16 protein-coding genes are annotated in these 21,089 nt (G+C 35.2%); 5 read left to right on the top strand and 11 right to left on the bottom strand.

Annotated features, from left to right (window positions below; genetic code table 11):
* Window positions 1–78 precede the first annotated feature (78 nt).
* Window positions 79–1,527 carry an Asp-tRNA(Asn)/Glu-tRNA(Gln) amidotransferase subunit GatA gene (gene gatA / locus AsFPU1_RS00650; RefSeq protein WP_124969662.1) on the bottom strand — a complete coding sequence of 483 codons (1,449 nt, stop codon included), beginning with the start codon at window positions 1,525–1,527 and terminating at the stop codon, window positions 79–81.
* Between the two features lie 230 nt (window positions 1,528–1,757).
* On the opposite strand from gatA, the gene AsFPU1_RS00645 reads away from it, so the two are divergent.
* On the top strand, window positions 1,758–2,915 hold the full coding sequence (locus AsFPU1_RS00645) for a pyridoxal-phosphate-dependent aminotransferase family protein (protein ID WP_124969659.1): 1,158 nt from the start codon (window positions 1,758–1,760) through the stop codon (window positions 2,913–2,915).
* Window positions 2,916–3,084: 169 nt separating this feature from the next.
* The gene (locus AsFPU1_RS00640; RefSeq protein ID WP_124969656.1) at window positions 3,085–3,306 is read left to right on the top strand and encodes an AbrB/MazE/SpoVT family DNA-binding domain-containing protein; all 222 of its coding nucleotides are present in this window, start codon (window positions 3,085–3,087) and stop codon (window positions 3,304–3,306) included.
* Between the two features lie 142 nt (window positions 3,307–3,448).
* On the opposite strand, the gene AsFPU1_RS00635 is transcribed toward AsFPU1_RS00640, so the two are convergent.
* From AsFPU1_RS00635 to modA, 4 genes are all read right to left on the bottom strand, one after another.
* On the bottom strand, window positions 3,449–3,913 hold the full coding sequence (locus AsFPU1_RS00635; protein ID WP_124969653.1) for a type II toxin-antitoxin system HicB family antitoxin: 465 nt from the start codon (window positions 3,911–3,913) through the stop codon (window positions 3,449–3,451).
* Between the two features lie 117 nt (window positions 3,914–4,030).
* A complete protein-coding gene (locus tag AsFPU1_RS00625) occupies window positions 4,031–5,176 on the bottom strand; it encodes an IS4 family transposase (RefSeq protein WP_124969650.1) in 1,146 nt (381 codons plus the stop codon).
* 321 nt (window positions 5,177–5,497) lie between these two features.
* Entirely contained in the window at window positions 5,498–7,369 is a 1,872-nt protein-coding gene (gene modB / locus AsFPU1_RS00615) for a molybdate ABC transporter permease subunit (protein WP_125061021.1), read from the bottom strand.
* A 205-nt stretch (window positions 7,370–7,574) separates the two neighbouring features.
* Window positions 7,575–8,366, bottom strand: a complete 792-nt coding sequence (gene modA / locus AsFPU1_RS00610) for a molybdate ABC transporter substrate-binding protein (RefSeq protein WP_124978159.1) — start codon at window positions 8,364–8,366, stop codon at window positions 7,575–7,577.
* Between the two features lie 112 nt (window positions 8,367–8,478).
* Here modA and AsFPU1_RS00605 point away from each other — a divergent pair, with 112 nt between their 5' ends.
* The gene (locus AsFPU1_RS00605; RefSeq protein ID WP_124978157.1) at window positions 8,479–8,907 is read left to right on the top strand and encodes a TOBE domain-containing protein; all 429 of its coding nucleotides are present in this window, start codon (window positions 8,479–8,481) and stop codon (window positions 8,905–8,907) included.
* Between the two features lie 298 nt (window positions 8,908–9,205).
* Here the strand turns inward: AsFPU1_RS00605 and AsFPU1_RS00600 are convergent, their stop codons facing one another.
* The 6 genes from AsFPU1_RS00600 to AsFPU1_RS00575 form a co-directional block, all read right to left on the bottom strand.
* Window positions 9,206–11,041 (bottom strand): serine/threonine-protein kinase, encoded by a 1,836-nt coding sequence (locus AsFPU1_RS00600; protein WP_124978155.1) that lies wholly within the window; start codon window positions 11,039–11,041, stop codon window positions 9,206–9,208.
* Window positions 11,042–11,520: 479 nt separating this feature from the next.
* Complete coding sequence (locus AsFPU1_RS00595; protein WP_124978153.1) at window positions 11,521–12,729, bottom strand: class I SAM-dependent methyltransferase; 1,209 nt, start codon at window positions 12,727–12,729, stop codon at window positions 11,521–11,523.
* A 53-nt stretch (window positions 12,730–12,782) separates the two neighbouring features.
* A complete protein-coding gene (locus AsFPU1_RS00590; protein ID WP_124978151.1) occupies window positions 12,783–13,880 on the bottom strand; it encodes a class I SAM-dependent methyltransferase in 1,098 nt (365 codons plus the stop codon).
* A gap of 132 nt (window positions 13,881–14,012) precedes the next feature.
* Window positions 14,013–15,935, bottom strand: coding sequence for a hypothetical protein (locus AsFPU1_RS00585; RefSeq protein ID WP_124978149.1), 1,923 nt, complete (start codon window positions 15,933–15,935; stop codon window positions 14,013–14,015).
* 22 nt (window positions 15,936–15,957) lie between these two features.
* The gene (locus tag AsFPU1_RS00580; protein WP_125061020.1) at window positions 15,958–17,337 is read right to left on the bottom strand and encodes an NAD(P)/FAD-dependent oxidoreductase; all 1,380 of its coding nucleotides are present in this window, start codon (window positions 17,335–17,337) and stop codon (window positions 15,958–15,960) included.
* A gap of 542 nt (window positions 17,338–17,879) precedes the next feature.
* Window positions 17,880–18,686, bottom strand: a complete 807-nt coding sequence (locus AsFPU1_RS00575; RefSeq protein WP_124978147.1) for a Uma2 family endonuclease — start codon at window positions 18,684–18,686, stop codon at window positions 17,880–17,882.
* 243 nt (window positions 18,687–18,929) lie between these two features.
* Between AsFPU1_RS00575 and AsFPU1_RS00570 the strand changes: the two genes are divergently transcribed.
* Both AsFPU1_RS00570 and AsFPU1_RS00565 read left to right on the top strand, forming a co-directional pair.
* Window positions 18,930–19,160: a ribbon-helix-helix domain-containing protein gene (locus AsFPU1_RS00570; RefSeq protein WP_124978145.1), complete on the top strand. Its 231-nt coding sequence runs from the start codon at window positions 18,930–18,932 to the stop codon at window positions 19,158–19,160.
* A 151-nt stretch (window positions 19,161–19,311) separates the two neighbouring features.
* Window positions 19,312–21,039, top strand: coding sequence for a GAF domain-containing protein (locus AsFPU1_RS00565; protein ID WP_124978143.1), 1,728 nt, complete (start codon window positions 19,312–19,314; stop codon window positions 21,037–21,039).
* Window positions 21,040–21,089 lie beyond the last annotated feature (50 nt).

Here is a 21,089-nt window from a genome sequence, read left to right as displayed (position 1 = left end):
AATAATTTACCAAAAATGTCAACGGAATCCCCGCACGAAGTTTAGGGATAATTCATGAATTACCCCTACGGGTAAACTTTACTTTAAGGGAGGGATATGATTATGCCAAGTTGTAGCTTGTTCATAAGCATATCCTACTTGGAATAGTTTGCCTTCTTCTAATACATTGCCAATCAATTGTAACCCAATAGGTAAACCTTCTTGATCGAACCCGCAAGGTATACTCATTCCTGGTAAACCTGCTAAATTAACAGGAATTGTCATTAAATCTGACAAATACATACTTAAGGGATCAGAAGTCTTTTCCCCTGCTTTAAATGCAGTTGTAGGAGTTGTCGGACACACTAAAACATCTACTTTCTCAAAAGCTGCATCAAAGTCCTGTTTAATGAGAGTGCGGACTTTTTGGGCCTTAAGATAATAAGCATCATAATACCCTGCTGATAAGGCATAAGTTCCCAACATAATACGCCGTTTTACTTCAGTTCCAAAACCTTTAGCGCGAGTTTTGGTATACATATCAATGAGACTATCAGCATTTTCTCGAATGCCGTATTTAACCGCATCATAACGGGCTAAATTAGCAGAAGCCTCTGAAGGAGCAATAATATAATAAGCAGGTAAACCATAACGAAAACGAGGACAAGATATTTTTTGTACTTTGGCCCCTAAACTTTTGAGTTGGGCGATCGCTTCATTGACTGTTTTTTCTACAATGGAATCTAAACCTTCCCCAAAAGTTTCCTCAATAATCCCAATTTTTAAGCCTTTTAAAGACTTTTTCAGGAATTGGGTATAGTCAGGAATCGGCACATTAAGACTGGTTGAATCTTTGTTATCGTATCCCGCGATCGCCCCTAATAAAATAGCAGCATCTTCAACGCTACGGGATAAAGGGCCAATTTGATCTAAAGATGAAGCATAAGCTACCAACCCAAAGCGAGAAACCAACCCATAGGTCGGTTTTAAGCCCACGATGCCACATAAAGAGGCCGGTTGACGTATAGACCCACCCGTATCCGATCCCAAGGCTACAACGCATTCTGAAGCGGCTACGGCGGCCGCTGATCCTCCTGATGATCCTCCAGGTACTCTAGAGAGATCCCAAGGGTTAGCGGTGATTTGATAACCGGAATTTTCCGTTGAACTGCCCATAGCAAACTCATCTAAGTTAGTTTTGCCCACCATAACTGCCCCCGCGTCTTTGAGTTTTTGGGTGACAGTAGACTCATAAGGAGGGACAAAATTCTCTAAAATGCGAGAGGCGCAAGTCGTGGGAATTCCGGTAGTACACATATTGTCTTTGATACCGATGGGAATACCTGCTAAAAGTCCAATTTCTTCCTTAGCGGCGATTTTTTGATCAACTTGTTTAGCGACTTTTAGGGCGTGATCGGCGGTAATACACAAGAAACTTTTGACTTTAGGATCAACTACTTCGATCCGTTTTAACGCTTCTGTGGTAATTTCAACGGCAGAGCGTTCTTTTTTGACTAATTGTTGATGAATTTCGCGGATAGATGGCATATATATAATGATTACTGTGGATTAGGATAGATTCAACTTCCACCATCTACAGATGTTACCATTTTGTTTTAATCTTCTGAAACTCTTAATCAACAATTATGATAAAATTTAATTATTAGTTTTCTCAATGGGTAAAGAAAAAAACCTGAATTAAAGCTTAAAAATAATCAAAAAAGCAACAGTTTTTTTTATGGTTAATAAGATGGGGTTAATTTTAGGAGACATAATTGATGCAAGATAAAAATATGTTGATGATTCCAGGGCCAACCCCTGTCCCTGAAAGTGTGTTATTGGCCATGGCCAAACACCCCATTGGCCACCGAAGCGGCGATTTTAGTAAAATAATTGCAGAGCTTACAGCAAATCTTAAATGGCTTCACCAAACAACTAATGATCTGCTTATGTTAACTGTAAGCGGAACTGGAGCCATGGAAGCGGCCATTATTAATTTTTTGAGTCCTGGCGATCGCATTTTAGTGGGTAATAATGGGAAGTTCGGCGAACGCTGGAGTCTAGTGGGTAAGGCTTTTGGCTTACAAGTGGAAGAAATTACGGCAGAATGGGGTAAACCTCTCGATCCTGAAGTGTTTCGCGCTAAACTCGCAGCAGATACGGCAAAAACCATCAAAGCGGTTATTATTACCCATTCAGAAACCTCGACGGGGGTACTCAATGACCTGGAAACCATTAATACCCATGTCAAAAATCATGGGGAATCTTTAATTATTGTGGATGCTGTCACCAGTTTAGGTGCGGTTAATGTTCCTATCGATCAATGGGGTCTAGATGTGGTGGCTTCTGGTTCCCAAAAAGGCTATATGATACCTCCAGGGTTAGGATTGATTTCTGTGAGTCAAAAGGCTTGGAAAGCCTACGAAAATGCCAAAATTCCTAAGTTTTATCTAGATTTAAAGGCTTATAAAAAAGCTACTGATAAGGATAGTTCTCCTTTTACCCCTCCGGTAAATCTGATGTATGGTTTACAAGTGTCTTTACAAATGATGAAAAAAGAGGGATTGGAGAGTATTTTCGCTCGTCATGCTCGTCTAACTCAAGCTACTCGGGCCGCCATGAAAGCTTTAGGGTTGCCTCTATTTGCCCCGGATGAGGCAGCAAGTCCGGCTATTACGGCTGTAATGCCCACAGGAGTTGATGCAGAAGCTATTCGTTCTACCATGAAGAAGCAGTTTGATATTGCTTTAGCTGGGGGACAAGATCATCTTAAAGGTAAGATCTTCCGTATTGGTCATCTAGGTTTTGTCGGTGAACGGGATATTTTAAGTGCGATCGCCGCTTTAGAGTCTACCTTACAAACCCTTGGTTATGAAGGAGCTACTCCAGGCGCGGGTATTGCGGCGGCTGCTAGTATTTTAGCTAAAGTTGGCTAATAGTAAATTCTGTAGGGGTTTAACAGTGTTAAACCCTTTTCTATGGCTCTTTCGGGTTTAAGGTGTAAACTGTATTTTTTGTTACATTTTATCTTTCCTTTATTTTTTGACATAAAATCTGTTAAGCTTGTAGTTACAATTGTAATTACTACGAGAGGAGAAGAAAATCATGAAGTTAAAACTCAGGAAGATTGGAAATTCTATCGGAACCACTTTTCCCAAAGAAATCCTTGATAAGTTACAAGTTAGTGAGGGAGACACCATCTATCTCACCCAAACCCCTGATGGAATGGAGTTAACCGCCTATGACCCTGAATTTGAACAAGTTATGGAAGCCGCAGGGGAAGTAACCCGCAGTTACCGTAATGCTTTAAAAGAATTAGCCAAGTGAGTGAAGTAATCTGGATTACCCAGAGAATGGCTAGGGCGATTTTGTTAATTATACAGTGAATGAAATTATATGAATGGCTAGAATTTTTAGAAAGAATCGCCCTGGAGCGATCACCGATCCTCTACTGAGCCGTCATCTCGATTTAACCTTGCTCCTCGATTACCGTCAGTGAAATTTGTTGCCCTAAAGCTTTTAAAGCACGTTCTATGGTTGGTAACTTAGTCCCATGCTCTGGGTCTAATATTCTACGAACTTCTTTCTCATCAAGACCAAGAATTTCGGCTAATTGGACTTGAGATAATTTGGCCTCTTTCATAGCTAAATAGAGTGAGGCTTTGAGTGATGTTTGAATTGGTAAACACACCCCATATTCTCCTTGAACGAGGTCTGATGGTACAGGAATATCCCGCTTATCATCAATCCGTGCTGCGATCGCCTCTTCTAAGCAGTCGTCCGCTTCCCTCAATGCCCCTTCTACATCATCTCCTTGGGTAATTGCCTCTGGCAGATCTCGGAAAGTTACTACCCATCCCCCATCTGTCTCATCAGGTGTTAATTTAGCTCCATACGAAAATCTACTCATTGTCATCGCTTGTTGTAATGTCATTCTCTTTTAAATCCAACTGTTTCAACATCGCTTTTAACGTTCCTGTCTTCAATTCATCCGATGGGTTTCGGACAATTGTTAATCTATCTCCAAAGTCTGGCGTGGGGACATAAAAATCTATAAGCTAGACTTAATCAGGGATATAGCCCGTCGTCCTCGTCGATAATAGGCGCGTTTTTCGGGGCTTAATTGCATTAATGCCTGGGCTTCAACGGTAAATAAATCACAAGAGTCAACCCAATCTTTTCCATGAAGACCGATATAAAAGTTACTGTGTCTCCGTCGCATTTTCTTGTTTTTTCTGACTCTCCCCACATATTTTGCCAATCCTTTCTCTTTAATAATTTTTCCAGAAAATGTTGCCATTGAATAAGCTAGAGTAATCAATATAATTAAGGAAGTAAGGCGATGTCCTGTTAATTTCGTTCTTTCTAAATCATAACCACCTTTCTTAAAATCCCGAAACATTTCCTCAATACAAAATCTCTTTTTATAAGCGTCAATCGTCTCATCAATACTGGTTAAATTTGTGATAATAAACCAAGCTTCTTTTGTCTCTATTCCTCTATACTTCTTTTTCCATTTCGCCACTATATTACTGCCTATAAATCCTTTTGTTTTCGTAACTTTAACTCCTTGATAAAATAAAGACATTCCTGAAGATAATCCTAAATCTTTTAGTCGCGTCCACATTTCCTTTTCTACTTCAATATAGTTGCTTTTCTTCAATCTGAGTGCATAATAAACTCTTTTTTGTCCATGTAACCATTTTGCTAGTTCAACTGAGCAGAATTCTCTATCCCCTAAGACAACTATTTTATATTCTTTTAGAAAGAGTAATATTCGGGCTAATATACTTTTCTGTGTGTCAAAGTTACTATTACCGATGTGATCTAGCAACTCAAAATATAAGGGAATTCCTCTATTATCAATTACCAGACTTACCATCAAAATATTAATCAACCCCCATTGGGTTCTATCTATGGCAATATGTAAGACATCTCCTGTACTAAATGATTGCTTTAACCACTGTTTTATGATAGGTATCCATACTCCTTCAATTGTCAAACAAGGAATCTCGAAAAACCGTTTTAACTTTTTTCTCTTACTTTCAAATAAAATGGGACTGGGAAAATAACTAGCTAACTCATAAAACCTAATTTTCCTATATACTTGCACTAATTCTATCATGATTAACAGTATTAAATATTCCGATTTTTTCAGATACTTTGTTAAATGGTTGTTATAAATTTCTGGTAACATTTTGGGTTTAGACGGCGATCGCTAAAAAAAGAACATTTTCTTTTTACCATGTTTTGCTCTTTTCGTCATCTGGTAAGGCTTTCAGGGTTTCATGTCCCCACGCCAGCTCCAAAGTATAGGGTTACATGACTACCTTTCCCCCTTTTTTTGTCAACATAAGCCTCAATCCCTCGCTTTTTAGCTAACTTCTTGATTTTCCGAATAAATTCACTTCCTTTCATTCTAACATCTTCGGACATTATTGTCCGTTAGTCAATCCCTAAATCAACATTGACGAACCTAGAAATATTTTTATTTTTTACCGACTTTGTTTGTAATCCTTCAAAATTTTCTCAACTTTTTCACTCCTGTATGCTCTCTTGAATTTTCTAACATCATTATTTTGAGAGGATGTAAGGTAACATACCAAGGTAAGGGTCTATTTTTTATTTCAGCCCATTTTTCCTTATAAACTTCTACCTGTAAATCATAACTTTTACTATCATTAGGAGCTTGATGAAGCTTTAAAAATAAAGTAGTACGGTGTTGAGTTTCACTAAGAGAAACTAACCAGCAGGGAAAGGTATTTTCTAAATTAGGGTTTAGACCAAAAGTGAAATGATGGGCCCGAAACCCAACATAACTTATCCTATCAGGAATAGGTTCAATTACTTTTAAGGTACAACCCCAATCTAAAGCATTAATTTGTTGATTATTAATAATTTGAGCGCGAGAAAAGTTTTTACATTCTGTCACTTTAGCTGTTTGAAAATTGCAGGGATGTTCAAAAATTTCTTGTTTAGTTCCTGACTCAATAATATTTCCCTGATCCAAAACTAACAGATTACCACACAGTCGATAAGCTTCTTCTAGTTTATGGGTAACAAATAATATAACTCCATCAAAAGAGATAAAAACTTCTCTTAAAAGTCTTTCAATTCTATTCCGAAGATAGCTATCTAATGCAGATAAAGGTTCATCAAAAAGTAATATATCAGGATCAGTAGCTAAGGCCCTTGCTAAAGCTACTCTTTGTTGTTGTCCTCCTGATAATTGATGGGGATATCTCTTTTCTAAACCTTCTAATTCCATGAACTGAATATATTTCTTTATACGGGTTTCTTGTTCAGATTTAGGTAAATTTTGTAAGCCAAAAGCAATATTTTTAGCTACGGTTAAATGAGAAAATAAAGCATAATTTTGAAAGACAAAACCTACTTTACGGTTACAACTTGGAATATTAATGCCTTGTTGAGAATCAAATAATATTCTACCGTTAATACTAATATGCCCTTGATCGGGATTTTCTAATCCAGCAATACACCGCAAAGTCATACTTTTTCCTGATCCAGATGCTCCTAATAAACCTAATGTTTCTCGATGAGCTTTAAAATCAACTTCTAATGTAAATCCATGTAATTGTTTTTTTATGTTTAAAATTAATTCCCATGAATTATCTTGATTATAATTTGTATTAGAATTATTTATTATATCATATAATGTAGATTTATTATTTTTAATTATTTTATTTTTTTTTGATTTGTCTTGCCGTTTAACTCCTTTATTTTCTGCCCAAAAATTAACAATAATAATCACAGACATAGAAATAGTCATGAGAATTAAGACCCAAATTAGAGCCGTTTGCATATCCCCTGATTCAGCAGCAAAGAAGATTGCCAAAGGCATTGTTTGAGTTCTTCCTGGAATATTTCCAGCTAACATTAATGTAGCTCCAAATTCTCCTAAAGCGCGGGCAAAAGATAAGATAGTAGCTGCGACTAATCCTCGATAAGATAAGGGAATCATTACTTGCCAAAATATTCGCCATTCAGACGCACCCAAAGTACGGGCTGCCATAAAAACATTCTGATCAATTTGTTCAAATGCGCCTAAAGTGGTACGATACATTAAGGGAAAAGCGACTATACTTGCTGTCAAAATGGTTGCTTCCCAAGTAAAAATAATACTATAATCTAACTGACGTAAAATCTGTCCAAACCAACTATTACGTCCTAATAATAATAATAACAAAAAACCTACGACTGTAGGAGGTAACACTAAAGGAGAAATAAAAATACTATCAATAATTCCTCGTGCTTTTCCTTTGTATACTAACATCCAACGAGCGGCAGTAATTCCTGTAAAAAAAGCGAAAATAGTCGCAATAACAGAAGTGCTTAAAGAAATCCAAAGAGGTGAGAAATCTAAAGTCATGAGTCTAAATTCCAAGATGTATTATATAGTTTGGCTCTCCTGACATCTTGGTGAAAAATGTATGTCGGAGCTATAATTTTTAAGATGGTGGGTTACGACGCGCCCTAAAACTTATTAGTTTTTTCTCAAAATTGTTGCCGTGTCTAACCCACCCTACGAATCATAAGCCTTAATTATCACTACACATACAAGAGAGCCGATTTATTTAGGTTCCAAACCCATATTTTTTGAATATAGCTTTGGCTTGATTTCCTGATAAAAATTGAACAAATGCTTTAGCTGCACCCATATTTTTGCTATCTTTAATGACAGCGATAGGATAAGTAATAGGGTCATGGGAATTAGTAGGTGCAGTTGCCGCAACTCTAACTTTATTAGAATTACTTGCATCTGTACTGTACACTAATCCCGCTTCAACATCACCTGTTTCAACATAGGTTAATACTTGTCTAACATCTTTTCCATAAACAATCTTTGATTTAATAGACTCCCACAGTTTATAATGTTTAAGAACCTGTTCTCCGTATTGTCCTGCTGGAACACTTTTCGGTTCTCCTAATGAAATTTTTTTGACTTGGGGGTTGCTTAAATCAGAGAATTTTTTAACTACCTTTTGATCTTTGGGGGTAACTAAAACGATACTATTACTAAGTAAGTTTTTTCGAGTTCCAGGAACAAGTAATTTTTTCTTTTCTAAAGCGTCCATCTGTTTAGTTGCTGCCGATAAAAAGATATCAACTGGGGCCCCTTGTTCAATTTGCTGTTGCAATGAACCTGAAGACCCGAAATTATAGGTTATCTTAAGGTTAAGCTGACTTTTCTGATAGACAGACTTAATATCTTCGAGAGCATCTTTGACACTCATGGCCGCTGAAACCGTTAGATTGTTAGATTGGGCAGAAACGGGTAAACCACTAAAATCTCGCCCTAACCCTAATAATAAGCCAATAAATAGGTAAAATGCCCCTAAAATCCATAATAGCTGACGTTTCTTCATAACTCCTCAGTGTTGCTAATTATTTTTGTCTCCCTATCCCTATGTTTGGGATAAAATGGTAGACAGATGCTGGTATTATAGATCGAGTTACCAACTAAGTTGGTATACCATTATGCCAAGGAAACAACAAGGATGGATAACATTTCAGTCTTCAGCGACAGAACGACAAATTCTAGACCAATACTGTGAAGCTGCTCAACGCAGTAAAACTGAGGTTCTCAGGGAATTATTGCGCCATTTAGGACAAATGTTATCATTCGATGACAAGACCGGACAACCAGTTGTTTTAGACGTTAAAACCTTACTAAACCCAAAATTGGAGAATCGAACTATGCAAGCTAGTGCCAGAAATGCTCTTAAAGGAACCATTAAAAAAATCGTTCACGGTTCAGTTAATGCAGAAGTTATTTTAGAAATTGCTCCTGGAATTGAAGTAGTTTCTATTATTACAATGGACTCTGTTCAAAATCTGGGATTAGCAGAAGGTAAAGAAGCTTATGCGCTCGTTAAATCAAGTGATGTCATGATAGCAGTCGATTAGAATTTAAGTAACAATCAACTGCTAATGAAAGCATAATTAAAGTAGGGTGGGCAATGCCCACCTTACTCTAATCAGTTCAGGATTAATTATCTATTTCATAATGTATATTTTTGACACGGATCATATCAGTTTCATTCGTAAAGAAGGTAAATTTTCCTCACTTGCCGCCGTAAACATTAGGGAACAAAACCAAACACAAAATATAGATTTTGTTGGGTTTCGTTCCTCAACCCAACCTACAAAAATTGCTTATTCGAGCAGTATTTAAATGTGTATTAATTTAGCAAAAGTGAAATTTTTAATCATTAAATTGACTCGTTCGACTAATTAAATTAGCTAAATCAAATCTAAAAAGCTCTCCTTTTTCTTTATCAAAAGTAGCTATTAACAAGCCTGTTTCACCAAATCCTGCCATAGCTGTGATCGTTTTTGAAAGTTCAAGATATCCTATTTGAAACCCATCTCGATCTAAAAAAATAACTTTTCCTTCCTCATTTCCTAACCCGTATCCCCATTTTTGAGCGATAATAAATGTAGGGTTAATATTGAGGGGAATACGAGTCACTTTTAGCGGTTTAAACTTAATAATAATACCGCTCATTGGTTGATTTGTTTCAATGCTAAAAAACTCATAACCTGAACTATAATTAGGAATTAAAGAAGATACAAATAAGGGAAAAGAAAATTTTTTAATATAACGACCTCGACGATGAAATAAATATAAAAAAGTGCGTTGATTTTCTTGAGATTGACGAGGAAAAAGAGCTAATCCATAACGACGATCTAAAGGAACTATTTGAGATGGTAAGGGACAAGGAATAGAGGTATAAATAGGAAAAAAATCTGGCAATTTAAACAGTTGAAAACGAGTAGATATATCTTGATATTGAGAGGAACAAACTAATGCTAACCAATGACTATGTAAATCGATAGCACTAATGCAATCATGAGCAAAAAGCGTCGGAGAAATTCTATAATTTGTAAGATTACTTAGGTTAATAATCGGAGAAAATTGATAAAAAGTATATTGTGGAACTGAAGAAGTTAGCGATCGCGTTAAAACAAAACAGCATGAATTACGCAAATTCATTTCTATAATAGGCTCAGAAAGAGATATTTGCCATTGTTGTATGGGATCACCCCTTAAAGTTGAATCAAAATAAGTTTGACAAGATAAACGATCGCTTGTCGAAGAATAAAGATATTGAGAGTCTACCCCTAAATGAGTGATCGCTGCATTAAGAGATTCTTGCTTAACTAAAGTAATATCAGAGGAAATTTCTGGAAAAGAAGGAGGAGATAATAACCAGGATGTAGAAATTTGATCGCCAAGTTTATCTATTGCTAACTGCAATGATGTTAACATTTCTTTGGCAGAAGTAAAACGCCGTTGAGGTAATTTTTCTAAGGCTTTAGTAATGATAGAATGTAGGGGAGTAGGAACCGAATCAGGTATAGTAATACGTTGATTGAGATGAGCGGTCATTAAATCGCCAGGAAGTCCAGAAAAGGGACGTTCTCCTACCATTAATTCATAAAAAATAATCCCCACCGAATAAATATCACAAGGATAAGAATACTTGCCATAATATCGTTCTGGGGACATATAAGCAGGTGATCCCGTATATCCTTGTCCTTGACTTGAAATATTTTGTTCTTCACTAAATCTAGAAATTCCAAAATCTGTAATTCGAGCTATCCAGCTATTATTAGTTAAACTTAGGAGAATATTTTCTGGTTTAATATCACAATGAATAATACGATTTTCGTGAGCGTGTTCTAATCCTAATAAGATATCGGTAATTAATTTAAGACGCAACCCTAAACTAAGATTTGCTTCTGATTCCATTAAATCTCGTAGGGTTCCCCCTTCACAATAATCCATCACTAAATAACGTCCTTGGGGATGATATTCAATAGCGTGACAAGAGACAATATTCGGGTGACGTAAACGGATAAGATAGGCGAATTCCCGCAAAAATTTGTTCGTCGGAAACCGTTTGTCATTGAGATCTTTAAGGGCGACTAAATTCCCTGTTTTACGATGAATTGCACAATAAACACGACCAAATTGCCCTTGGCCTATTTGTCCTAAGAGACGATAATTAGAACGATGGGAAGAAGTTGTTTTCAACAAAAATTATTATTAAAATGCCTGATATCCTGATTTTAATCGATCATGTGTAGGTTGGGTTGAACGATAGTGAAACCCAACAAAAATCCTCTAAGTAGTCGGACATAAATCTTTGGTACTAATTTAGTCCCAAACGCCGACAGGCTAAAGCCTGTGGCTATACCAACAAAGTCCGACGAGCGCAGACTTTACTGTAATATTAGCCTGTGTAGACAGGCTTTGTACAGTTAACCCCACCCTTGGCAGGGTGTGGGTGGGATAGTGAGAAAGCTTGCACCCCGTCAAGTTTCGCCTTAAGTTGACACCAATGACGGCCGTTGACCCCTACACCATCCGCATCTGTAGTCGGATTTTGAACAACTGGTATTACTGTGTTGGGTTTCGTTCCTCAACCCAATCTACTTAGTACATTGTTGGGTTTCGTTCCTCAACCCAACCTACTTAATATTGATATTGGTTTTGTTGACATCAGACATATATTAAATATCTTGGGGATTAACTGGGAAATAAAACTCAATTTTTTGATCAATGAGATGTTGATTATTAGTTAGAATTTCTTTTTTGAAGTTCCAAGCTAGAACATAGTAAATGTCAGGAAGATCGATTAATTCCTTTTCAATAATAATCGGAATATGCATTCCTGGTGAATAAAGTCCTCGTCTTAATTCATTTTTTTCAACTAAGTAATCAAGGTATTGAGTGCCGATTCCAAAGTAATTTAACAGAGTATTTCCCTTAACAGGTGCGCCAAATCCCCAGATAATTTTACCTTCTTTTTTTGCCGCATCTAAGTAATTGAGATTATCTATTTTCATCTGTTCAATGCGTTTGGCAAAGTTTAAATAAGTAGATAAATCATTACTTTTTTCATCCATTTCTGCTTGACGCATTTTTAAAAGGCGATCGCTAGGTTCTTTTTGTCCTTTATGAGTAACAAATCCAATAATTGAACCGCCATGAATGGGCGATAAATAAGCATCAAACATGGATAAACCATGACGATTAAGTAACACTTCAATGGTGTTTAGATTGTAATATAATAGATGCTCATGGTAAATCTGATCAAAGGCAAGATTATCCACAATTCGCTTCATATAAAGGAATTGTACCACAAAAACTCCATCATTTTCTAACGCTTCTCGAATGCCTTCTGTGACTGAATGTAATTCTTCTAGATGGAAAAATACTCCGGCTGCGTTAATAGCATGAAATTTACGATTTAGACGTTTAACTACTTCTAAATTAAAGAAATCATTGAGAGTAGGAACTCCCGCATCAGTGGCAATTTTTGCGGTTGTTGTGGATGATTCTACCCCTAAAACATCATAGCCCAATTCTTGAAAATGTTTTAATTGAGTCCCATCATTAGAACCAATATCTAAAACTGATTTATTAGGGGTATTTTTAAAGAAGCGATTATCAACTTCATGAGCAACATTTTTAAAGTGTTCACTTAAGGATTTTGTCACTCCAGAAAGATAGGTATGATCCCCAAACATGATTTCTTTTTTGACAGTATAATCTAGTTGAACTGTCCCGCAATCATGACAGTAGAGAACTTTTAAAGGATAAAAAGGTTCTTGTCCGACTTCTTCTGATTTTAAGAAGTGATTACACCAGGGTTGGTGTCCTAAATCAATGGCTAATTCTAAGTTAGTGGAATCACAGACGCGACATATAGTATTCAAGGCAATTATTCTCTCCTAATTTATAATTTTTGTTTTAGAATAAAAAAGGGTTTTTATTCATTATTTTCTAAATGAGTAAACCATAAAGAACCACCGTCTAACCAAACATTTTTATCTTCTTCCCAGGTTTCTAAAATAGGAGAAAAAGCTGACTCTAATTCAGTCCAACATGACATATATTTAGTTGGCATTAAGATTTTTATTTTCTCAGATGCTGCTAACAAATATACGCCGAAAAGATATTGTTCGTTCCAATACCAATTTTTGAAACTATCAGGATAATCATAGGGTAAGACAATATCATGAACTCCGATAATTACTCCTGGTTTTAGCAGAGGTAAAACATCCATCATAAAGACAGTAACATCTGAATTCATAAAAGCACGATGACTACCATCTAGGAATAAAATATCTCCTGGTTCTAACTCAGAAAAAATACTTAAATCACAAGTTTCTAACCCAGCGCGAATAACCTGATCACACACTGCATCCACTTCAGCACGAGGATCAGGATCAATTGACATAATTGAAGTGTCTAAATTATGATCCTTAATAGCTCTCGCTACGAATAAGGTACTAACACCAGAACCTATTTCTAAATATTTTTTAGGTTTGACATCAGCAATAAAATAATAAATTAAAGCTGTATCAAGAGCATTGAGGGCGGTTTTCAACCATCCAGGTTCTCCTGGCTTTTCATGAGAAAAATGGAGATTAATTTTCTCAAAAAATGGTTTGTAGGTTACTAATTTATGGAGAGTTTGACAATTATCTTCAAAATTCTTTTGGAAAATTTTACTTAAACCCTCATGGAGGGGTTTCGTATAACCCCACCGAGATCGATAGTCTCTAGATGGTGGATATTCTAATCCTATATAGTATTTTCCTGTGTAGGAATTAAGTCGAGGAATTAGTTGATCTGGAGAAGATAAAATATTGAGAGATTTTTCAATATCAACAATCGCTTGTTGGTTACTCTCAATAGAAGATTTTAATGTTTGTATTAAAGATTCTAAGTGATTATTAGCTTGTTGAACATTGCTAATTAAATTATGGGTATCTGATAGAGATTTATTAATCATATTTTCAATCTCTAATAATCCTAAACTGCGTCTGCGTATATTTTTAATCCAATTTTTAATTTTGCCCATAATTCTCCTAATAAAAAAACACTATTTTAGTTGAGATTATTAAATTACTTAATCCATTGTTTATATAATAGCATAAATTGAAGTATTTTGATAATAAATGATATTAAAATAATTATTTCATCAGCTAATATTTTAACTATGGAATTCAATTTTATCTAGAACGTTATAAAAATCCTCAAAGAATTTTTTGAATGCTTGGGGATCTTGATGACTGACAGTAGGAACTTTAATAATAAATTTATTACCTTGATCTCCATTGTTATAATTTGCATATTCTGCTTCATTAACTTTTTCCATTTTAACAGTTTTTTCGTTTTTAAGTAATACCATTTTTGCTTGTCTATCATAATATTTAACTTGATATCCTTCCAATTCAAGATACATACTACTAAAAGTCAAAATCCAGGGTTCATTACCAATTGTATCCGGTTTATCTTCATAAACTACAGTCACATTTTTATTGAGGGCTAATATCGCTTCTGCCATTTTGCGAGCAAACCTAATTGGTGGATGAATACTATTAGTTTGTGCTTTACGAACTTGATTATATCCTTCAAGATATGCGCCTGAAACTCTTGTTCCATCATGGGTAGTGGTAAGATGTATTGCATGAGGTTCAGAGGTTATTTGTAAGTAGGGAATTTTGGGATCTATTTGAATTGAGATAAATTGTAGCCAAAAACTTAGGGCAATAAATCCTAATGTTATGGCTTGAAAATTTTGTCTTGTTACTTTTTTCTTGAGCCATAATGTAATTTTAGCTAAAACAAAAGGAAGAAAAATAATACCAGGAATAAGATATTTGGGACTGGTTAGAGTGTGAATAGGATAAAGTATGGGTAATGTAGATCCAATTAATAAAAAAGCTTTCCAGTTTTTATCTTTTATTTTTGAGACAACAAAATAAATTAAGGAAATAATTAAAACTATCCAGATGGTTATATTAGTTATCGTATATAAACTAGCAAAAGATTCTTGCATTGTCCAAGAGGCAGCCCCAACTTCATGACTTTTAGCGATACCGATTAATTGTTGTGGGTTAAAAATATCAGTTAGCCAGAAAACCATTAATAAACTTAAGCTAGTTATGCTATAAGTTAAATAAGCTTTAATCCTTGATTTTAAGGATTTATCCAGTAGCATTAAACACCAGATTAATGGTAAAGAAAGAACAAAATCAAATCTTATAAAAAGTGCTGATGTAATTGTAATTCCTAAAATAAAATATCTAATATTATTCCATAAATCAATAGCTTGTATAGGGCTTTTTTGCCCAAATAAAAAGAGCAACGCAAATGACATTGCTGTCATGGCAAAAACAGTTGAATTATAATAAAGACTACAAAATAAAATTTCTGGAAAAACAATTAAAAATGAAAAACATAAAATCCAATTGAGTCGTTTTTCAGAGAAAATATATAGACTAAATAATAAAATACAAATATTAGCTGCCCCAAAAATTTGCGGTAATATAAAGAATATTTTAGGGTTATGAATCAAACCATAAATAGTAAAATTAAGTTGATATGCTAAGGGTTGCCAATAATATCGATAAACTAAGTCTTTTCCTTTATAAGAAAAGTTGAGAAACCCTTCAATTTGGTCTACGTCATCCCCTTCCCATCCAACGCGATCGCCGAAATATAAAAAGATAGCTAATATAACAAAATAGATAATAATTAGGGAACCAATTGTATGAATTAAAGAAATCTTTTTAGAAGAATTTAGATAAACCTTAATCGGAAAAATCCACTGTTCTAATGAGTCTAATATTTGTCGTTTTTTGATCAAAAATAAACTAATTAACCCTACACCACTAATCCCTAGCAATAATCGTATTAACTTAACAAAAGAAGGATCAAGATAGTTAAGTTGTCTAAATATACCTAATATTAAAGATAAGGAAATCAAGCTAGTTCCTAAAGCAAATATTTTTTCTCCTCTTAACTCAAAAATAATAGGGATTCTCTTGAAAATATAATGACCATTATAAACTAAACAACTTAATATTAATAGAACAGTACCCAATAAAAAACTAATGAGAGGAGTTGACATAATTTACTAGCAGTTTAAACAATTATTTTTTCAAGTTTTTTGTTAATACATTAGCAATTTTTTTGCCTTCACGAATAGCATAATTAGTTCCCCTATCTTCAGGATAAATTTGCGCCATTGTCGAAACATAAAAGCCGTTTAACGGAGTTGTACTTTTCGGAATTAACTGACTGTAATGACGAACAACAATGGGTTGAGAATAATGGGCGCGCCAGAAATGATAATCAATAATCCAGTCACGGCTAAACTCAGGAAACATACGCTGAATATAAGGAATAGCATAATTTAATGCTTCTTGATCATTCATTTGATAAAGTTCTTCGGTTTCTGGTAAATATTTAGATAAATAAACAATATGTCTGCCTCCATAAGTTTCCTTCGGTTCAAAATTGGTATGTTCAATCACCCCAACAAAAGGGAAATTAGGATCATTAACATTCAACCAATAAGTTTTAGAAAGACTTTGATTTAATTGTAATACTAAACAAACGTTAGCTAAATATTGAATTTGCCGGAGTTTATCGCTGTATTCTGGAGGAACATAAGGATCAATTAAATCTGCAATAATGGGTAAAGCAGGAGTGGCAATAACCGCATCAGTTTCAATCATTTCATTAGCAGTTTTTACCCCGATGACTCGTCCGTTTTTTACTATTAATCCTTCTACGGTTGTATTTGTTTTGATTTCTCCACCACGAAAAGCAATACTATCGGCTAAACGTTGGGCTAAAGCGGCAAATCCACCCCGATAATAAGCTAACATTTCTGCTCCATCTTTGGCCCGACTTCCTCCTCTTAGTTTTACTTTATTCCAAAACCAAACAGCTGAAACTGTCTCAGCAAAAGGGCCAAATTTACCCCGTAATAAAGGTTCCCAAACGACTTGATAAACTTGTTTTCCACAAACTGTTAATAACCATTCTTTAGCGGTTAAAGATTCTAATTTTTGCCAATTTTTGATGCGACGGGCCCACAGTGCAAATAATCCCAAACGAATGCGATTAAACCAATTTAATGGTTTAAAATTTAATAAGTCTAAGGGGGAACTTAATTTGAAGAAATTGTTAGCATAATAAATGCCTGTACGAGTGGGTCTATAAACTACCTGATCTTCAGCTTCTAGTTCTTTAACTAAATTCATGACGTGCTGATCATTTGTAAACCAATGATGATAAAATTTCTCTAATTTTTCCCCATTTACTTGAAAACTTCCCGCTAATCCTCCTACTTCTGAATCCCTTTCTAATACAGTAACTCTGAATCCTTGACGGGTTAATTCGTAAGCAGCAGTTAATCCTGTAAAACCTCCACCAATAATAGTAATATGAGAGGTATTTTTTATATGTTCGTCATCAGAAGTTTGTGAGGTCGAGATGAGAGGAAAAGATAGGTTAAATGACATAAAAATAATTGGTTTAGCTATATCAACAAGATTGACTCAACAATACTAAACTTTAGGTCTAATTTATTAAGTTGATGGTCATAAATACACGAATTTTTGTAGTAGGTTGCCTAAAGGGCTTGAAAAGTTTGTAGAAGACGATGCTCAAGCCCTCACTACGAACTTTTCTATTGTGACTTTAATTATGACCACCTACTTAATTAGCCTACACAATATAGCATTTTTTGTAATTGAACAATCAAAACAATGGTACTCTAACTTTTAGGGTTAAGAAAGTGACGATTAATATCTCTCAACTGTTCCTGTATGGTCTATTACTTATTAATAAATTGGCTAAACATGATTAAATTTAGTCAGAAAAGTGCTTATACAGCAATTCTCATTTTGAAAAAAGCCCACATAGTTTCCCGTTTAGTGTAGTAATTAAGTTCTGAACCAGTTTCTCTACTTAGATGGAGAAATTCTAATGTTAAATATAGTAGGATGAGTTAACAACCCATCCTACTATACTAGATTATCTGATCAAAGAATTGATTTATTATTTAGATTTGATCAGGATCAATACCTTGTGAACGAAGAATTTCTGCTAATCTATCAGCCCGTTGTTTTTCTTGTTCAGCCCGTTGTTTTTCTTGTTCAGCCCGTTGTTTTTCATATTCAGCCCGTTGTTTTTCATATTCAGCCCGTTGTTTTTCTTGTTCTGCAATTTCATCTCCTGTTAAGAAAATATTGCTACTTTTATCGCACCATCTTAACCAATAATATTCCTTATCTTCAAATTTTCCCTGCCAAAAAATTAAACCTAGTTCAATATTTTCCATCCAATAATCATTAAGTAAATGATAACGCATCCCTCGCAATTCATGAACATATAATAGTCTCTCTCCTAAACAATAAAGTGGATCAAAAACTACATAATAAGCGACTCCTGCATTAGCATAATTAGTTAATTTACTATTTAATTCGTTACCAATCTTATTAGAAACAATTTCGATAGCAACTTCAGGAGGTTTGCCAAAATTCCAGGTAAAATAGGAGCGATTTTTCTTTTGTGACCAATCATCAGGAACACTAATACCAAAACTTAAAAGAACATCAGGGACTAAAGGTGGCTGTTTTGCACCATAGAATAAACCCACATTAACAGTTGCTAAAAAAGGAATATCCCGCTTTAAAGAACTATACAAACAAACCGTTAATAAACGCTGTTGTTTTTCCGAGATTAAATTATCCACAGGCTTATCATCTTCAGTAATAATATTGCTAATATCCGGTTCAGGCATTTCTTCCCATTCTGTCTCAGATGAAGGGAAATTAGTGATTTCTTGAGTTAGGCTTTCTTGTGACATCTTTTTTTGCTGAAATTAACTAATTTTTCTGGCGTTGCAGCAATCAGAGTATGAAATAACCATTCTTTGTGTCTTTGCGCGAAATAAAAATCATACCATTAATCAGCAACGCCATTTTTGTTTATAATCAGAGCTTTGTTAGTCCTTTAATCTAATGTCAGGAAATCCCTTTGATTTGTGTTAGTCTCCGTTAGAGAATTCACTTACCTGTACAATAGTAAAGAGAACGACCCAAAGGCACATATGAACGACAAGGCGGTATCTACTCAGCACGGGACAGAAAAAGTGGAGATCTCCATACACCTCGATGGTGATCTCCTAGAACAACTCAAACATCTGACCAACGATCCGAGTCGAATTATTGAGACAGCCATTAAACAATGGCTTCAAGGAGAAACGGACACAGATGATGATCTCACTCGGACTTTTAGACGAAACCCTCCTCTACCTCCAAGAGGAGAGTGGAATGACTAACTTTACAAAAATTTAACAATTGAACTCATGGGTTAGATAATTTCTCAGGATTTTAGGGAATCTTAATCTTATAGGGTATAAAAGTGAACAACTTACCCTAAATTTTTTTATCTGATGCTAAACCATCCTCCTCTATTTCCCATACTAATCTATGAGTTCTCTGGTTAATATACATAAGCTTCATCGACAAAATAATGGGATGTTAGTCAACCATACCTCTGACAACTCCCTGTGGCAAACTGTAAAAGCAGAATTAGTATTTACTCAAGACAGTTCAGGTCAATATTTATTTTTTTATTGGGAGTTAGGGGACAAATTTGGTGTAAGGGCTGAAAATATTATCGGTTCTTTTCCTCAACAAACTTTGACCCCTACCTCTTATGATACTTATTACGAGAGACTTCAGCGCGTTTTAGAAAGACGTATTCCTGAACAATGTCATTGTTTGTTTCAGTACCAAAACCAATCCTTTCCTTTAGAATTGGTCATTAGCCCCATTTTACCCCGACAGGGACAGCCTAACACCGTCCTAGTCATGGGTCATCTTTTAACTGACACAGATATTCTCCTAATTAATGACTCTGCTTTACCGACTCATCCTGATCCCTATCAAAAATTACTGACTAAAATTGCACGAAAAATCCGTCGTACCCTAAATTTAGAAACCATTTGGCAACAAACCGCAGAAAGTTTAGGGGAAGCATTACAAGTTAGTCGATGTTTAATGATTTCTGTGGCACCTGACCAAGAGTATATTGATATTAAGGCTGAATATTCTCAAGCTTGCGGTAACTCTCTATTAGGCTATCGTTTTGACCCTAAAGCTGAACCTTATTGGGAAAAAGCTTTAACACAGCGAGAACCCGTAATAGTTGAACAATTAAAGGAAGATTCTTTTAATAGTCAGACTGTCTTGATTGTATCTACTTTTTATCAAAATCAACGCAATGGCTTAATCTGTTTACAACAGTGCGATCGCCGTCGTCATTGGCGACCTGCCGAAATTGAATTAATTCAAGAATTAGCAGATCAGGTGGGAACAGCGATCGCCCATGCTACCCTTTATCAAGAGTTAGCAGAAGCGACCTTAGCAGCAGAAGAAGCATCTCGTCTCAAAAGTGAATTTTTAGCTAGTACAACCCATGAATTAAGAACACCTCTTAACGGTATTATTGGCTTTCTAAAATTGATACTAGATGGGATGGCTGATGATGCCGAAGAACAACAAGAATTTCTCGAAGAAGCTCATAAATCTGCTTTACATTTGCTTAATTTAATCAATGATATTCTCGATATTGCCAAAATAGAAGCGGGCAAAATGGATCTAGAATTGGGGCCAGTTGAGTTAAGTGAATTATTCCAAGCTATTGATAATTTTATTGTTCCCCAAGCGCAACGAAAAAACTTGAGTTTAAAGAGTAAACTTCCTGCTACTTTAACCCCTATTGTTGTTTATGGTAACTATCAAAGGTTGTTACAAGTGATGCTTAATTTAGTCAGTAATGCCATTAAATTTACCCATGAAGGGGGTATTTTTCTCAGTGCTGAAATTGTTAAAAAGAAAGTTTATTTTGATAATCAGGAGTTTTCTGGCATCGTTAAAGTGAGCGTTGCTGATACAGGAATTGGGGTATCTTTAGAAAAACAAGCTAAATTATTTGAAAAATTTGTACAAGTAGATGGTTCCCATAGTAAAGCTTATGGAGGGACTGGGTTGGGGTTAGCAATTTCCCAAAAGTTAGTTGAAGCAATGGGGGGACAAGTCGAGTTTTATAGTATGGGAGAAGGACTCGGTTCAACGGTGACATTTACAGTTCCTTTAGAACAAATACCCGTCTTAAAAACTGGGCAAATTAATAGTTCAATATTAATTACATAAAATTTGTAGGGGCGGGTTTTTGTAGGGGCGGGTTTTTTCCAGGAGTTATG

This window comes from Aphanothece sacrum FPU1 (assembly GCF_003864295.1).
In the GTDB taxonomy this organism is placed as follows: Bacteria; Cyanobacteriota; Cyanobacteriia; order Cyanobacteriales; family Microcystaceae; genus Aphanothece_B; species Aphanothece_B sacrum.
Note: the sequence above shows the minus strand (reverse complement) of the source record. Positions and strands in the feature narration are given on the sequence as shown.

Excerpts from the sequence above, each read along its gene's own strand:
- modA (WP_124978159.1), bottom strand. The coding sequence starts at position 8,366 with ATGAAGAAACGTCAGCTATTATGGATTTTAGGGGCATTTTACCTATTT.
- AsFPU1_RS00635 (WP_124969653.1), bottom strand. The coding sequence starts at position 3,913 with ATGACATTACAACAAGCGATGACAATGAGTAGATTTTCGTATGGAGCT.
- AsFPU1_RS00585 (WP_124978149.1), bottom strand. The coding sequence starts at position 15,935 with ATGTCAACTCCTCTCATTAGTTTTTTATTGGGTACTGTTCTATTAATA.
- modB (WP_125061021.1), bottom strand. The coding sequence starts at position 7,369 with ATGACTTTAGATTTCTCACCTCTTTGGATTTCTTTAAGCACTTCTGTT.
- AsFPU1_RS00565 (WP_124978143.1), top strand. The coding sequence starts at position 19,312 with ATGAGTTCTCTGGTTAATATACATAAGCTTCATCGACAAAATAATGGG.
- AsFPU1_RS00605 (WP_124978157.1), top strand. The coding sequence starts at position 8,479 with ATGCCAAGGAAACAACAAGGATGGATAACATTTCAGTCTTCAGCGACA.
- AsFPU1_RS00580 (WP_125061020.1), bottom strand. The coding sequence starts at position 17,337 with ATGTCATTTAACCTATCTTTTCCTCTCATCTCGACCTCACAAACTTCT.
- AsFPU1_RS00570 (WP_124978145.1), top strand. The coding sequence starts at position 18,930 with ATGAACGACAAGGCGGTATCTACTCAGCACGGGACAGAAAAAGTGGAG.
- AsFPU1_RS00575 (WP_124978147.1), bottom strand. The coding sequence starts at position 18,686 with ATGTCACAAGAAAGCCTAACTCAAGAAATCACTAATTTCCCTTCATCT.
- AsFPU1_RS00625 (WP_124969650.1), bottom strand. The coding sequence starts at position 5,176 with ATGTTACCAGAAATTTATAACAACCATTTAACAAAGTATCTGAAAAAA.
- AsFPU1_RS00645 (WP_124969659.1), top strand. The coding sequence starts at position 1,758 with ATGCAAGATAAAAATATGTTGATGATTCCAGGGCCAACCCCTGTCCCT.
- gatA (WP_124969662.1), bottom strand. The coding sequence starts at position 1,527 with ATGCCATCTATCCGCGAAATTCATCAACAATTAGTCAAAAAAGAACGC.
- AsFPU1_RS00640 (WP_124969656.1), top strand. The coding sequence starts at position 3,085 with ATGAAGTTAAAACTCAGGAAGATTGGAAATTCTATCGGAACCACTTTT.
- AsFPU1_RS00590 (WP_124978151.1), bottom strand. The coding sequence starts at position 13,880 with ATGGGCAAAATTAAAAATTGGATTAAAAATATACGCAGACGCAGTTTA.